General features: G+C 72.3%; 12 protein-coding genes. 4 read left to right on the top strand and 8 right to left on the bottom strand.

Annotation, left to right across the window (positions count from 1 at the left end):
- Nucleotides 1-219: 219 nt before the first annotated feature.
- Entirely contained in the window at nucleotides 220-2,940 is a 2,721-nt protein-coding gene (ppdK, locus tag ABZ576_RS02750) for a pyruvate, phosphate dikinase (RefSeq protein WP_360735025.1), read from the top strand.
- Between the two features lie 132 nt (nucleotides 2,941-3,072).
- On the opposite strand, the gene ABZ576_RS02745 is transcribed toward ppdK, so the two are convergent.
- Nucleotides 3,073-3,678, bottom strand: a complete 606-nt coding sequence (locus ABZ576_RS02745) for a DUF4232 domain-containing protein (RefSeq protein WP_360735023.1) — start codon at nucleotides 3,676-3,678, stop codon at nucleotides 3,073-3,075.
- A 208-nt stretch (nucleotides 3,679-3,886) separates the two neighbouring features.
- Here ABZ576_RS02745 and ABZ576_RS02740 point away from each other — a divergent pair, with 208 nt between their 5' ends.
- The 3 genes from ABZ576_RS02740 to ABZ576_RS02730 are packed head-to-tail and all read left to right on the top strand — an operon-like array spanning nucleotide 3,887 to nucleotide 6,862.
- Nucleotides 3,887-5,137, top strand: coding sequence for a sugar ABC transporter substrate-binding protein (locus ABZ576_RS02740; RefSeq protein WP_360735021.1), 1,251 nt, complete (start codon nucleotides 3,887-3,889; stop codon nucleotides 5,135-5,137).
- Entirely contained in the window at nucleotides 5,134-6,036 is a 903-nt protein-coding gene (locus ABZ576_RS02735) for a sugar ABC transporter permease (RefSeq protein ID WP_360735019.1), read from the top strand. The genes ABZ576_RS02740 and ABZ576_RS02735 overlap by 4 nt, the downstream gene beginning before the upstream one ends.
- Entirely contained in the window at nucleotides 6,029-6,862 is an 834-nt protein-coding gene (locus ABZ576_RS02730) for a carbohydrate ABC transporter permease (protein ID WP_360735017.1), read from the top strand. Before ABZ576_RS02735 ends, ABZ576_RS02730 begins: the two co-directional genes overlap by 8 nt.
- Before the next feature lie 16 nt (nucleotides 6,863-6,878).
- On the opposite strand, the gene ABZ576_RS02725 is transcribed toward ABZ576_RS02730, so the two are convergent.
- The 7 genes from ABZ576_RS02725 to ABZ576_RS02695 all read right to left on the bottom strand — a co-directional run bounded on the left by ABZ576_RS02725 (nucleotide 6,879) and on the right by ABZ576_RS02695 (nucleotide 14,151).
- On the bottom strand, nucleotides 6,879-7,646 hold the full coding sequence (locus tag ABZ576_RS02725) for a glucose 1-dehydrogenase (protein ID WP_360735015.1): 768 nt from the start codon (nucleotides 7,644-7,646) through the stop codon (nucleotides 6,879-6,881).
- Between the two features lie 78 nt (nucleotides 7,647-7,724).
- Nucleotides 7,725-8,309: a TetR family transcriptional regulator gene (locus ABZ576_RS02720; RefSeq protein ID WP_360735013.1), complete on the bottom strand. Its 585-nt coding sequence runs from the start codon at nucleotides 8,307-8,309 to the stop codon at nucleotides 7,725-7,727.
- A gap of 102 nt (nucleotides 8,310-8,411) precedes the next feature.
- A complete protein-coding gene (gene nirD, locus ABZ576_RS02715; RefSeq protein WP_360735011.1) occupies nucleotides 8,412-8,762 on the bottom strand; it encodes a nitrite reductase small subunit NirD in 351 nt (116 codons plus the stop codon).
- Nucleotides 8,759-11,374 carry a nitrite reductase large subunit NirB gene (nirB, locus tag ABZ576_RS02710; RefSeq protein ID WP_360735009.1) on the bottom strand — a complete coding sequence of 872 codons (2,616 nt, stop codon included), beginning with the start codon at nucleotides 11,372-11,374 and terminating at the stop codon, nucleotides 8,759-8,761. The genes nirD and nirB overlap by 4 nt, the downstream gene beginning before the upstream one ends.
- Nucleotides 11,375-12,589 carry an FAD-dependent oxidoreductase gene (locus ABZ576_RS02705; protein WP_360735007.1) on the bottom strand — a complete coding sequence of 405 codons (1,215 nt, stop codon included), beginning with the start codon at nucleotides 12,587-12,589 and terminating at the stop codon, nucleotides 11,375-11,377. It lies immediately after the preceding gene.
- Nucleotides 12,590-12,775: 186 nt separating this feature from the next.
- Nucleotides 12,776-13,414 carry a class F sortase gene (locus ABZ576_RS02700; RefSeq protein WP_360735005.1) on the bottom strand — a complete coding sequence of 213 codons (639 nt, stop codon included), beginning with the start codon at nucleotides 13,412-13,414 and terminating at the stop codon, nucleotides 12,776-12,778.
- A gap of 149 nt (nucleotides 13,415-13,563) precedes the next feature.
- Nucleotides 13,564-14,151, bottom strand: a complete 588-nt coding sequence (locus tag ABZ576_RS02695; protein WP_360735003.1) for a hypothetical protein — start codon at nucleotides 14,149-14,151, stop codon at nucleotides 13,564-13,566.
- Nucleotides 14,152-14,258 lie beyond the last annotated feature (107 nt).

The following is a 14,258-nucleotide window of genomic DNA, read 5'->3' as shown; positions in this document are numbered from 1 at the left end:
AGGCGCTCATGTGAGCGTCAAACCGCACCTGTGGGCGGCCTTGTCTTCAAGAAGTGAAAACATACGCCCGGCTTCGCTTGCCAACCCTTGACTTTCGATCCGCTGGCGGACGGGTGGTTACAGGCGTATGACGGGCAAGTGGACGTACCCATGAACCTTCGATCTGGGTATGTTCCTCGCCGTCAGGGCAGCCACCGTGGCCTCAAGGAGTCGAGACCCGTGTCGGAAAACAAAGAACCCCACGTAGCGAAGTTCGTTTACGACTTCACCGAGGGCAACAAGGACCTCAAGGACCTCCTCGGCGGCAAGGGTGCGAATCTCGCCGAGATGACCAACCTCGGTCTGCCGGTCCCCCCCGGCTTCACCATCACCACGGAGGCCTGCAAGGTCTACCTGGAGAGCGGTGCGGAGCCCGCGGCACTGCGTGACGAGGTGAGTGCGCACCTCGACGCCCTCGAAGCCAGGATGGGCAAGAAGCTCGGCCAGGCCGACGACCCGCTGCTGGTCTCGGTCCGCTCCGGTGCCAAGTTCTCCATGCCCGGCATGATGGACACGGTCCTGAACATCGGTCTGTCCGACAAGTCGGTCCAGGGCCTGGCCGCCCAGGCCGGCGACGAGCGGTTCGCCTGGGACTCCTACCGCCGCCTCATCCAGATGTTCGGCAAGACCGTCCTCGGCGTCGACGGCGACCTCTTCGAGGAGGCCCTCGACAAGGCCAAGGCCGCCAAGAAGGTCACGGTCGACACCGACCTGGAGGCCGCGGACCTGAAGAAGCTGGTCACCACCTTCAAGAAGATCGTCAAGAAGGAGGCCGGCCGGGACTTCCCGCAGGACCCGCGCGAGCAGATGGACCTCGCCATCAAGGCGGTCTTCGACTCCTGGAACGGCGACCGCGCCAAGCTGTACCGCCGCCAGGAGCGCATCCCGCACGACCTGGGCACGGCCGTCAACGTCTGCTCGATGGTCTTCGGCAACCTCGGCCCCGACTCCGGCACCGGCGTCGCCTTCACCCGCGACCCCGCCTCCGGCCACCAGGGCGTCTACGGCGACTACCTCCAGAACGCGCAGGGCGAGGACGTGGTCGCGGGTATCCGCAACACGGTCCCGCTGGCGGAGCTGGAGCAGATCGACAAGAAGTCGTACGACCAGCTCATGCAGATCATGGAGACGCTGGAGAACCACTACAAGGACCTCTGCGACATCGAGTTCACGATCGAGCGCGGTCAGCTGTGGATGCTCCAGACCCGGGTCGGCAAGCGCACCGCCGGCGCGGCCTTCCGCATCGCCACCCAGCTGGTGGACCAGGGCCTGATCGACGAGACCGAGGCCCTCCAGCGGGTCACCGGCGCCCAGCTGGCCCAGCTGATGTTCCCGCGCTTCGACGAGCAGGCGAAGGTCGACCAGGTCGCCCGCGGTATCGCGGCCTCGCCGGGCGCGGCGGTCGGCAAGGCGGTCTTCGACTCGTACACCGCGGTGAAGTGGTCCCGCTCGGGCGAGAAGGTGATCCTGGTCCGCCGGGAGACCAACCCCGACGACCTGGACGGCATGATCGCGGCCGAGGGCATCCTCACCTCGCGCGGCGGCAAGACCTCCCACGCGGCCGTCGTCGCCCGCGGCATGGGCAAGACCTGTGTGTGCGGCGCGGAGGAGCTGGAGGTCGACACCAAGCGCCGCCGTATGACGGTCCCCGGCGGCCAGGTGGTGGAGGAGGGCGACCTGATCTCCATCGACGGCTCCTCGGGCAAGGTCTACCTGGGCGAGGTCCCGGTGGTCCCGTCCCCGGTGGTGGAGTACTTCGAGGGCCGCATGCACCCGGGCGCCGACGACGCCGACGAGCTGGTCGAGGCGGTCCACCGCATGATGGCCTTCGCCGACCGCAAGCGCCGGCTGCGGGTGCGCGCCAACGCGGACAACGCCGAGGACGCGCTGCGCGCCCGCCGCTTCGGCGCCCAGGGCATCGGCCTGTGCCGCACGGAGCACATGTTCCTCGGTGACCGCCGGGAGCTGGTCGAGCGCCTGATCCTGGCGGACACCGAAGAGGAGCGCGAGGAGTCCCTGAAGGCGCTGCTGCCCCTGCAGAAGAAGGACTTCGTGGAGCTCTTCGAGGCGATGGACGGCCTGCCGGTCACCATCCGCCTCCTCGACCCGCCGCTGCACGAGTTCCTCCCCGACATCACGGAGCTGTCGGTGCGCGTGGCCCTGGCGGAGTCCCGTCAGGAGCCGCACGAGAACGAACTGCGCCTGCTCCAGGCGGTCCACCGCCTGCACGAGCAGAACCCGATGCTGGGCCTGCGCGGCGTGCGCCTCGGTCTGGTGATCCCCGGCCTGTTCACCATGCAGGTCCGCGCGATCGCGGAGGCCGCGGCCGAGCGCAAGTCGGCCAAGGGCGACCCGCGCGCCGAGATCATGATCCCGCTCGTCGGCACGGTCCAGGAGCTGGAGATCGTCCGTGAGGAGGCGGACCAGGTCATCGCCGAGGTCGAGGCGGCGACCGGTACGCGGCTGAAGCTGGCGATCGGCACGATGATCGAGCTGCCGCGAGCGGCCCTCACGGCCGGCCAGATCGCGGAGGCGGCGGAGTTCTTCTCCTTCGGCACGAACGACCTGACCCAGACGGTGTGGGGCTTCAGCCGCGACGACGTGGAGGCCTCGTTCTTCACGGCGTACCTGGAGAAGGGCATCTTCGGTGTCTCCCCCTTCGAGACGATCGACAAGGACGGCGTCGGCTCCCTGGTGAAGGCGGCGGCGGAAGCGGGCCGGCGCACCCGCCCCGACCTGAAGCTCGGCGTCTGCGGCGAACACGGCGGCGACCCGGAGTCGGTCCACTTCTTCCACGAGGTGGGTCTGGACTACGTCTCCTGCTCCCCGTTCCGCATCCCGGTGGCCCGCCTGGAGGCAGGCCGCGCGGCCACCCAGTCGGAGGGCAGCGACCACCGCTGACCTCCCCCCGGCCCCGGAGCCGCCGTCGGTCCCCGACCCTCACCGATCGGCGGCGGCCCCGGCACACGAAAGAGGAGGGGCGGCACCCCGTGCGGGGGGTGCCGCCCCTTTGCGCTGCCCGTCGGGTGCCGGTCAGGTGGTGTTCTCGGGGTTCACCGGGCCCACCTGGAAGACGTCGGAGCAGGTTTTCCAGGGGGCCGGGATCAGGGTCGCGGTGCGGGACGCCGGGGGGTAGACCCGGAGGTAGGTGCCGGTGCGCAGGCAGGGGCCGCCCACCGGGCCGTTGGCGGTGCGCAGGACCGCCGAGGCGGAGCGGCCGGGGGCCAGGGCGACGGTGTCGTAGGCCAGGTCGCCGTGGGTGGCGGCGGGGCCGATCCGGTGGTGTGCGGTGTCCAGGACGCTGACGCCCGGGAAACCGCGCAGGGTGCACCGGGTCGTGCCGGTGTTGGTGAAGCGGACCGGCCAGTACAGCGATCCCGCCGCGCCTTCCTTGCCGCCCATGGACAGGTACAGGTCGCTCGCGGCGCAGGTGGGCACCGCGGCCGCCGTCCGGGCCGGCGCCGCGGTCGCGTTCCAGGCGGCCCCGGTGGCCGTGAGGCCCACCAGCGCGGCGGCGGCCAGCGCGGCCGCCGGGCCGGGCCGGCCCGGCGCACGGGGGAAGCCCGGACGCGGACGCGGGTGCACGGTCGGGGCCGTGACCGGGTGCTCGGTCGGGTCGGGGGTCGGGTTCTTTCGCATGGTACGTCCTCCTTCATCGGGTGAAGGGGTGCGGTGTGGTCACTTGGTTGGATGCGTCCCGGAGCGGAAAAGTTGTGGGCCGGCGCCGGGAACGTGGTGGACGGGTACCCGCCGGACGACGGCGCACGGCGGTGGTCCCTCTTTCGTAATCGCCGCGCATGGCTGATCGTTGAGCCGTGCATCGATGACGAACGTCAGGGGGCACAGGATGACGATCAGTCGCAGGACGCTGCTGGCCGCGGGCGCGGGAGCCGCCGGACTGCTCACGGCGTGCGGGTCGAACACCGGCCGCTCGGGCGGTGGTTCCGGGCCGCGGCTGTCGCACTGGTACCACCAGTACGGCGAGGCCGGCACCGAACAGGCCGTCCGGCGGTACGCCGCCGATTACGGCAAGGCGCGCGTCACGGTCCAGTGGCGGCCGGGGAACTACGACCAGCAGACCGCCGCGGCCCTGCTCACCGACTCCGGGCCGGATGTCTTCGAGGTCAACGGGCCCACCATCGACCAGATCCGGGGCGGGCAGGTGCTCGATCTGACCGAGCTGCTGGCGGGGGTCGCGGACGACTTCCATCCGGCCGTGCTCGGGACCAAGACGTACGAGGGGAGGATCTACGGCGTCCCGCAGGTCGTCGACACGCAGTTGCTCTACTACCGGAGAAGTCTGCTGGACGACGCCGGGATCGAGCCGCCCACCACCCTCGACGCGCTCGTCGACGCGGCGAGGAGGCTCACCGGCCGTACGGTCAAGGGGCTGTTCCTCGGCAACGACGGGGGCGCGGGCGTCCTCGGCGGAACCCCGTTGTACGCGGCCGGACTCCGGCTCGTCACCGACGACGGCAAGGTCGGCTTCGACGACCCCGCGGCCGCCCGCACCCTCGGCAAGCTGCGCCGGCTGTACGCCGACGGGTCCCTGCTCCTCGGCGCGCCCACCGACTGGTCGGACCCGTCCGCCTTCCTCCAGGGGCTGACCGCGATGCAGTGGTCCGGGCTGTGGGCGCTGCCGCGGATCGAGAAGGAGCTCGGGGACGATGTCGGGGTACTGCCGTTCCCGGCGGACGGCAGCGGGGGGCGGCCCTCCGTGCCGGTCGGGGCGTACGGCGCCGCCGTCAGCGCCCGCAGCCGGCACCAGCAGGCCGCCAAGGCGTACGTGAAGTGGCTCTGGGTGGAACGCACCGACCACCAGCGCGACTTCGCGCTGTCGTACGGGTTCCACATCCCCGCCCGGCTCTCCCTCGCCGAGAAGGCCACCGCCCTCCGGGACGGCCCGGCCGCCGACGCCGTCCGGTTCGCCACCGACCACGGCTACGCGCAACCGCTGCTGTGGACCCCGGCGAGCCAGACCGCCTACCAGGACGCCCTCAGCCGGATCATCAAGAGCGGCGCGAGTCCGGAGAGCGAACTGCGGGCGGTCGTGCGCAAGGTGTCGGCCGAACTCGACCGTGTGCGGAAGAAGCCGTGAGGCGCAACAGGGCCCTGTGGTTCTGGGTGTTCGTCGGGCCCTTCGCGCTCGGGCTCGCGGTGTTCACCTACGTCCCGCTGCTGTGGAGTGTGGCGCTCAGCTTCTTCGACGCGCACAACACCGTCACGCCCACGCACTTCGTCGGGCTGGACAACTACACGGCGATGCTGCGGGACGAGGCGTTCACCGACAGCCTGGGGACCTTCCTCGCCTTCACCGGCTTCATCGTGCCCGTCACCTACCTGTTCTCCCTGTCCCTCGCCCTGATGGTCAACCGGGTGCGGCACGCCCGGGCCTTCTTCCGGTCGGTGTTCTTCCTGCCGGCCGCGTGCAGCTATGTGGTGGCCGCGCTCATCTGGAAGATGTCGATCTTCAGCGGGGTGCGGTTCGGGCTGGCCAACACCGTGCTCGGGTGGTTCGGCGGCGATCCCGTCGCCTGGCTGTCCACCACCGAACCGCCCTGGTACTGGCTGGTCGTCGTGACCGTACGGCTGTGGCTGCAAGCCGGGTTCTACATGATCCTCTTCCTCGCCGGGCTCCAGCGGATCGACCCCGCGCTGTACGAGGCGGCGGCCGTGGACGGGGCCCGGCCCGGCTGGACCGTGCTGCGGCACATCACCCTGCCCCAGCTGCGGGCCACCTCGGTCGCGGTGGTGCTGCTGCTCGTCGTCAACGCCTTCCAGGCCTTCGACGAGTTCTACAACCTGCTGTCCGACGCGAGGGGATACCCGCCCTACGCCCGGCCGCCGCTGGTGTACCTGTACTACACCGCGCTCGGGCAGGGGCAGGACCTGGGGCTCGGCAGCGCCGGTGCGGTGATCCTCGCGCTGGTCATCGCCGTCGTCACGGTCGGGCAGGCGCGCTGGCTGCGGCTGGGAAGGACGGACACCCGTGGATGACGCCCTGGTGCGGGCGGGGCGGGCGCTGCGGCTGGCCCTGCTGATCGTGCTCGCCCTGCTCTTCCTGATCCCCTTCTACCTGCTGGTGCGCAACGGGCTGGCCGACGAGCGGGACATCACCTCTCCCGCGTGGACCTTCTTCCCGCGCGAGGTGCGGTGGGGCAACGTCGCCGAGCTGTTCGGCGATTCGTCCGTGCCCTTCGCCCGCTCCCTGCTCAACTCCGCGCTGATCGCCGTCGCCACCACCCTCGGCACCCTGCTCCTCGCCTCCCTCGCCGGCTACGGCCTCGCCCGCATCCCCTACCGGCACGCGGACAAGGTCTTCCACGGCATCCTCGGCACCCTGCTGGTCCCGGCCGCCGTCACCTTCGTGCCCAGCTTCGTGCTGGTGTCGTCGCTGGGCTGGATCTCCACGCTCCGGGGGCTGATCGTCCCGACGCTGTTCCCGGCGTTCGCCTGCTTCGTCTTCCGGCAGTACTTCCTCGGTTTCCCACGGGAGCTGGAGGACGCGGCGCAGGTGGACGGGCTCGGGTACTGGCGGACGTACTGGCTCGTCGTCGTACCCCACGCCCGTCCGGTGTTCGCGGCGGTCGGCACGATCGTGTTCCTCGGTGCGTGGAACTCCTTCCTGTGGCCGCTGGTCATCGGGCAGGACCAGAGCGCCTGGACGGTGCAGGTGGCGCTGTCGTCGTTCACCACGTCCCAGGTGATCCGGCTGCACGAGCTGTTCGTCGCGGCCGCCGTGTCGGTCCTGCCGCTGCTGGTGGTGTTCCTGTGCTTCCAGCGGTGGATCGTGGCGGGGGTGGAGCGGTCGGGGATCGACTGACCGCGGCCCGTGGGGCTCAGGCCGTGGAGCCGCCGTCGACCACCAGGTCCGCGCCGACCACCGAGGCCGCGTCGTCCGAGGCCAGGTAGAGCACCGCGGCGGCCACCTCCTCGACGGTGGAGACCCGGCCGAGCGGCACCTCGGTGCGCATGCGCGCGGCCCGGCCGGCCTCGGTCTCACCGGGCTTGAAGGACATGCCGGTGGCGGTGGGGCCGGGGCTGACGGCGTTGATCCGCACGCCGTCGGCGATGTGGTCCAGGGCTGCGGCGCGGGTGAGGACGGAGACGGCCGCCTTGCTGACGGCGTAGCCGGCGGTGCCGGGCAGCCGGCTGTGCACGCCGATCCGGGAGGCGATGTTGACGATCGCGCCGCCCCGGGGCTGCGTGCGCATCTGCGCGATCTCGGCCCGGAGGGCGAGGAAGACGCCCGTGACGTTGATGTCGAGCATCCGGCGCCAGTCGTCTTCGGACAGGTCGCCCACGGCCCGCCCCCGCCCCTCCAGCACACCGGCGTTGTTGACGGCCACGTCCAGGGAGCCGAACCGGTCCACGGCGGCGGCGACCAGGCTCCGCGGCCCGTCGGCGCGGGAGACGTCGGCGGTGACGGCGAGGCCTTCGCCGCCCTGCTCCCCGATCAGCCGGACGGTCTCGGCCAGCGGCTCCGCCCGTCGCCCGGCGACGACGACCCGCGCGCCCTCCCGGGCCAGGGCGAGGGCCACCCCGCGGCCGATGCCGGAGCCGGCACCGGTGACGAGAGCGGTCCGGCCGGAGAAGCGGTGCGTCATGATTCATTCCCTTTTCTTGACCGATCGGTTCAGTATGAAGGCGGCAGAAAGCGCGCCTCCCGAGGGGGCGCGCTCTCGTCAGTCCAGGAGTGCCAGGGCCTGCTCCGCCGCGTCCCGCACCCGGGCCGGGTCCGCCGACGCCTTCCCGACCACCCGCAGGCCCTGGAGCAGGACCAGCAGCGTGCGCGCGAGGGCCAGCGGATCGCGGCCGGCGGCCAGTTCGCCCTGCGCCTGGGCGCGGACCAGGGCGGAGTGCAGCAGGGTCTCCAACGTGTCCCAGCTGTGCTCCACCCGGCGGGCGGCGTCCCGGTCGTGCGGGGCCAGTTCCACCGCCGTGTTGGTGACCAGACAGCCCTGCTCCCGGGTCGTCCGGGCGCCGGCCTCGGCGGCGAACCGCCGGACCAGGGCGCGCACGGCCGGCAGCACCGGGCCGGGCCCGGACAGCTCCCGCGTCAGCCGCGGGTTCTGCGCCTGCCCGTAGCGGTCCAGCGCCTTCAGGTAGAGCTCGTGCTTGCTGCCGAAGGTGGCGTAGAGGCTCGCCTTGCCGATGCCCAGGTGCGCGACCAGGTCGGCCATCGACGTCGCCTCGTAGCCGCGCCGCCAGAACAGCTCCAGGGCTGCCTGCAGCGCGGCGTCGGGGTCGAATTCCTTCGTCCTGGCCACGTACCGCAGCCTAGGTTTTTCTGGAACGATCAGTCAAGTACGGCCGATCAGTCAAGTGCCGATCAGTCGAGTGCCGATCAGTCAAGTACGGTCGAGTACGGCTCAGGCCGCCCGTACCTGGTACGCGGCGATCCGCACCGACTCGTCGTCCAGGCACCGCCCGTCGGCCAGGTCGAAGCGCTGCTTCAGCAGCGGTGACGCCACGAACGGGCGGCCCTGGTGGGTGCCGGTCAGCCCGCGGGACAGCACGGCCGCACCGGTGAACGGGTCGCGGTTGTCGACGGCGTACAGCCGGTCGGCGCGGTCGCGGAAGACGGCCACCTGGCGGCCGTCCGGCAGCAGCGCCGCCACTCCGCGGCCCGGGACCAGCATGCTCAGGTCGCAGACCGTGAACCAGCCGTCGGCCAGCTGGAGCTGGACCTTCAGATCGGTCGTCTCGAGAGCCAGGGTCATCGCTGGGCGCTTCCTTCCAGGACGTCGTCGGCGGGCCGCAGGCCGATGTTCAGCAGCGGCAGGTCGGGTTTGATCTGGTCGCGCTCGGGGACGAAGGAGACCACCGGGTCCGGGGTGTCCGGAGCGTTCACGAAGGACACGAACCGGGCCAGCTTCTCGGGGTCGTTGACCGTCTCCGCCCACTCGTCGCGGTAGTGCGCGACGTGCTCGCGCATCAGCTTCTCCAGCTCGTCGCAGATGCCGAGCGAGTCGTGCACCACCACGTCCCGTACGTGCTCCAGGCCCCCCGGGATGCGCTCCAGCCAGGTGCTGGTGCGCTCCAGACGGTCGGCCGTACGGATGTAGAACATCAGGAACCGGTCGATCAGCCGGACCAGTTCGGCGTCGGACAGGTCCTGGGCCAGCAGGTCCGCGTGGCGCGGGGTGGCGCCGCCGTTGCCGCCGACGTACAGGTTCCAGCCGTTCGCGGTGGCGATCACCCCGAAGTCCTTCGACTGGGCCTCCGCGCACTCGCGCTGACAGCCGGAGACCGCCGACTTCAGCTTGTGCGGCGACCTCAGGCCCCGGTAGCGCAGCTCCAGGTCGATCGCCATCCTGACGGAGTCCTGCACGCCGTAGCGGCACCAGGTGGAACCCACGCAGGACTTCACCGTGCGCAGCGACTTGCCGTAGGCGTGCCCCGACTCGAAGCCGGCGTCCACCAGCCTCGCCCAGATCAGCGGCAGCTGCTCCACCCGGGCGCCGAACATGTCGATCCGCTGGCCGCCGGTGATCTTCGTGTAGAGGCCGAAGTCGCGCGCGATCTCACCGATCACGATCAGTTTCTCGGGTGCGATCTCCCCGCCGGGGATGCGCGGCACGACCGAGTACGAGCCGTTCTTCTGGAGGTTGGCCAGGAAGTGGTCGTTGGTGTCCTGGAGCGCGGCCTGCTCGCCGTCCAGGACGTACCCGCTCGCGCCGATCGTCGGGGCGAGGGAGGCGATGATCGAGCCGACCGTCGGCTTGCACACCTCGCAGCCGTCCCCGCCCCGGGCGCCCTCCCGGCCGAAGCGGTCCAGCAGCTCCTGGTACGACGTGACGCGCAGCGCCAGCACGATCTCGTACAGCTCCTCGCGGGTCTGCGCGAAGCAGCCGCACAGGCCCTTGTCGACCTCGACGCCGGACGCCTCCAGCTCCGCGGTGACCAGCTGGCCCAGCACCTTCACGCAACTGCCGCAGCCGGTGCCGGCCTTGGTGCACTTCTTCACCTCGGGCACGGTCACGCAGTTGTGCTCGGTGACCGCGCCGCGGATCGTGCCCTTGCTGACGTTGTGGCAGGAGCAGATGATCGCCTCGTCCGGCAGCGCCGCCGGGCCGAGCTGGGCCCCCGAGCCCGCTCCGGCGGGCAGGACGAGCGACTCGGGGGAGATGGGGGGCACCGAGCCGGTGAGCGCGCGCAGGGTGCCGTACGCCTCGGCGTCACCGACCAGGATGCCGCCGAGCAGCGTGCCGTCCGCGCCGATGACCAGCTTCTTGTACAGGCCCGCGCGCGAGTCGGAGTAGACGACGTCCAGGCAGTTCTCGGTGGTGCCGTGGGCGTCGCCGAAGGAGGCGACGTCGACGCCGAGCAGCTTCAGCTTGGTGGACAGGTCGGCGCCGGTGAACGTCACCGGTTCGCCCTCGTCCGCGGCGATCGCCGCGGCCACCGTCTCCGCCTGCTCGTAGCCGGGGGCGACCAGGCCGTACACGCGGCCGTCCGCCGCCAGCGCGCACTCGCCGATGGCGAACACGTGCGGATCGGCGACCGTACGGCACTGCTCGTCGACCGTGATGCCGCCGCGCTCGCCGACGGTCAGGCCGCAGTCCCGGGCCAGCTGGTCGCGGGGGCGGACACCGGCGCTGAACACCACCAGGTCGGTTGCGAGCTCGGAACCGTCGGACAGCTTCATGCCGGTCACGGACCCGGAGGCGTCCGTCACGATCTCCTGGGTGCCCACGCCGGTGTGCACGGTCAGGCCCATGCCCTCGATGGTCCGCAGCAGCGCCGCGCCACCGCCCTCGTCCACCTGCACCGGCATCAGCCGCGGCGCGAACTCCACGATGTGGGTGGCGAGTCCGAGGCCCTTCAGCGCGCCGGCCGCCTCCAGTCCGAGCAGGCCGCCGCCGACCACGGCACCCGTGGACGCCGTCTTCGCGTACTCCTCGATCGCGAGGAGGTCCTCGATCGTGCGGTAGACGAAGCAGCCGGCGGCGTCCTTGTTCGGCACCGGCGGCACGAACGGGTAGGAGCCGGTGGCCAGGACGAGGACGTCGTAGCCGACGGTGAGTCCCGAGCGGGCGGTGACCGTGCGCGCCTCCCGGTCGACGTGCTCCGCCGGGTCGCCCACGTGCAGCTCGATGCCGTGGTCCTTGATGAACTCCATGTCGGTCATGGAGAGGTCCTCCGGCGTCCTGCCGGAGAAGTACGAGGTGAGCTGGACGCGGTCGTAGGCCGGACGCGGCTCCTCGCACAGCACGACCACGCGGTGCGTGGCGGTCAGGCCGCGCTCGGCGAGCGCTTCGAGGAAGCGCTGGCCGACCATGCCGTGGCCGACGAGCACGATCGTGGGGGTGGCCCCCGGGGTGGCGGTCATTCAGGAGCCTCCATCGTTGGTGAGCAGGTGGAGCAGGGGACCGTCGTCGGGGAGCGGCTCTGCTCCCTCCCACGCGCGGGCGAGCGCGCCGACGGTGCCGAGTTCGCCGACGAGGACCCCGCCGACCAGGCGGTCGTCGCGGACGACGACCTTGCGGTAGGTGCCCCGGGTGGCGTCCGTGAGCCGGACGACGTCGTCGCCGGGGCGGGGTTCGGTCTCGCCGAACGCGGCGAGGTCGAAGGGGGAGTCGGGACCGGTGAGGGTCAGCCGGGTCAGGGAGCGGGTGCCGGTGTAGCGGGCACGGGTGTCGCCTGCCAGCAGCTCGGCGAGCGCTTCGGCCTGTTCCAGGGCCGGGGCGGCCAGTCCGTAGACCGTGCCGTCGTGCTGGGCGCAGTCGCCGATGGCGTGGATGTGCGGGTCACAGGTGCGCAGCTCGTCGTCGACGACGACGCCCTTGCGTACGGTGAGGCCCGCCTGCTCGGCCAGACCGGTGCGGGGCCGCACCCCGCAGGCGAGGACCACGAGGTCGGCGTCGAGGGCGTAGCCGTCGGCCATCTCCACCGAGCGGACCGCGCCGCCGACGCAGCGCACGTCCCGCACCCGGCACTCGGTGTGCACCTCGACCCCCAGCTCCCGCAGGTGCCGCAGCACCAGCCGGGAGGCGTCCGGGTCGAGCTGGCGTTCCATGAGCCGCTCGGCCTGCTGGGCGAGGACCACCTGCGCGCCGCGCACGGCGAGCGCGCGGGCGGCGGAGACGCCGAGCAGTCCGCCGCCGATCACCACCGCCCGCACCCCGGGCCGCACCGCCCCGGCCAGGCCCAGGCAGTCGTCCATGGTGCGGAACGCGTGGACGCCCGCGGGGAATTGGTGGTCCGCGGTGAACAGGCCGCGCAGCGGCGGCAGCACCGGGTTGGAGCCGGTGGCCAGGACCAGCGTGTCGTAGGCGATCGAGGTGCCGTCGGCGCACTCGACGGTCCGGGCGGCCCGGTCGATGCCGGTGGCCCGGGTGCGCAGCAGCCCGTCGGGCGCCGGCAGGCCGATCACCTCGGCGGCGTACCGGCCGGCCAGCACCTCGGCGAGCAGCACCCGGTTGTACGGCGGGTGCTCCTCTTCGCCGACGAGCAGTGCGGGGACGCCCAGCTCGCCGAGCCGCCGGGCGAGCCGTACGCCCGCGAGGCCGGCGCCGATCACCACCACACGCGTATTCGAGGTCATGTCCCGAGCGTGCGGCCCGGACGTTACCCGGCAGCATCACTGCTGTTTCCCGCGGGGAACGCTGCCCTCAGCGCCGGCGGACGGCGGGTGTGAGGGACCCGCGCACGCCCCTTCCCCGGCTGTGAGGAGCGGACGGCCCCCGCGCCGCAGCGGCTCCCCGGCCACCGTGACGGCTCCGGGCCGGTCTCAGCGGCTGCCCGTCAGGTGGGCGAAGACCACCACGTTGCCCTGGTACCCGGTCGTGCGGGAGTAGCCGCCGCCGCAGGTGATGACGCGCAGTTCGGGGCGCGGGGCGGCGCCGTAGACCTTGTCGTCGGGGAAGTCGCTGGCCGCGTAGACCTCCACCGCGTCCACGGTGAACACGGCCACCGTGCCGTCCCGGCGGTCCACCTCGATGGCGGCGCCCCGCTTCAGCGCGCCCAGGTCGTAGAAGACGGCGGGGCCCTCGGCGTTGTCGACATGGCCCGCGACGATCGCGGTGCCCCTCTCGCCGGGCAGGGTGCCGGCCTCGTACCAGCCGGCGAGGTTCTTGCGCTCGGCCGGCGGCGCGTCCAGGCTGCCGGAGCGGGTGAGGGCCAGGCCGGTCAGCGGGGCGTCCACCCGGATCGCGGGGATGCGGATGCGGGTGGGCAGGGACGGGGCGAGCGCGGGGGCCGCGCCCCGCTCGCCGCCCGGGTCGGGACGGCCCTCGGCGGCGGTCGGCTGCGGCGGCGTGTGGCTGACGGCGCCGCTGCCGAGCAGCCACACCCCCGAACCGAGGGCCACGACGGTGACCGCGGCTATGGCGGTGTCCCCGAGCCTGCCGAACCTGGCGCTGGTGCGCATGTGAACCCCTCTCCCGGGGGCGTGCCCCGAACGGGACCCTTGAGCGGACCGGCCCGGGCCGGCCCCCTCCCCCTCCGGGCCGCGAGGGGCATCGGACCCGGAGGGGGCGGGATGTGCGGTACCGGCGGACGGACAGCGGAGGGTGTCCGTCAGATCCCGTCGCCTCTCGCCCGGCGATGCAGGAGCCAGGTACCGCCCGCGGCGGCGACGGCCAGTGCCGCCACGCCCGCCGCGGTCTGCACGGGGTCGGCGCCGAGTCCGCCGCCGACCCCCGTCTTCACGCTTCCCCGCGGCTGCACCTGCTCGTGCGCCGCGCTCAGCGCAGCCACCGCCACCACCAGGTCGCCCGCCACCTGCCGGTCCCCCTCGGCACACCGGGCGACGATCTCGTACGTCCCCGGCTGCGCGCTCGGCGGCACCCGGAACCCGCCGGTGGCCTCGCCCTCGTGCGCGCCGGGCGCCAGCGTGAAGGTCCCGGCGCCGACCGCGCCCGCGTCCCCGGTCGCCGAGCCCTTCGCCCCGCACGCGGTGGTGTTCACCGTGACCTGCCCGCCCGGTGCCACGGTGGAGGGGGACACGTCCAGGCCCCCCGCGGAGTCGAGCACGGCCGCGGTCCCGGCACCGCCCAGGGCGCCCGGCGGGTGAGCCGCCGCGCGCACCGCGTCCACGGCGTAGGCGGGCGCCGCGGTGGCCACGGCGAGCGCGGTACCGGTCAGCAGACGGGCGGTGCGTCGCATGGTGCTCCCCAGGGCTTGTCCGACTCGTGCCCTACCGAGGTAAGTGGCTCCGCGGCCCGGCCGCTTCCTGAGAGGCCGTCAGAAATGCGGTGAACGGGTGGTGCCCG

It is taken from the genome of Streptomyces sp. NPDC013455 (genome assembly GCF_040632975.1).
GTDB lineage: Bacteria > Actinomycetota > Actinomycetes > Streptomycetales > Streptomycetaceae > Streptomyces.
Note: the sequence above shows the minus strand (reverse complement) of the source record. Positions and strands in the feature narration are given on the sequence as shown.

Excerpts from the sequence above, each read along its gene's own strand:
- ABZ576_RS02745 (WP_360735023.1), bottom strand. The coding sequence starts at position 3,678 with ATGCGAAAGAACCCGACCCCCGACCCGACCGAGCACCCGGTCACGGCC.
- ABZ576_RS02740 (WP_360735021.1), top strand. The coding sequence starts at position 3,887 with ATGACGATCAGTCGCAGGACGCTGCTGGCCGCGGGCGCGGGAGCCGCC.
- ABZ576_RS02725 (WP_360735015.1), bottom strand. The coding sequence starts at position 7,646 with ATGACGCACCGCTTCTCCGGCCGGACCGCTCTCGTCACCGGTGCCGGC.
- nirD (WP_360735011.1), bottom strand. The coding sequence starts at position 8,762 with ATGACCCTGGCTCTCGAGACGACCGATCTGAAGGTCCAGCTCCAGCTG.
- nirB (WP_360735009.1), bottom strand. The coding sequence starts at position 11,374 with ATGACCGCCACCCCGGGGGCCACCCCCACGATCGTGCTCGTCGGCCAC.
- ABZ576_RS02705 (WP_360735007.1), bottom strand. The coding sequence starts at position 12,589 with ATGACCTCGAATACGCGTGTGGTGGTGATCGGCGCCGGCCTCGCGGGC.
- ABZ576_RS02700 (WP_360735005.1), bottom strand. The coding sequence starts at position 13,414 with ATGCGCACCAGCGCCAGGTTCGGCAGGCTCGGGGACACCGCCATAGCC.
- ABZ576_RS02695 (WP_360735003.1), bottom strand. The coding sequence starts at position 14,151 with ATGCGACGCACCGCCCGTCTGCTGACCGGTACCGCGCTCGCCGTGGCC.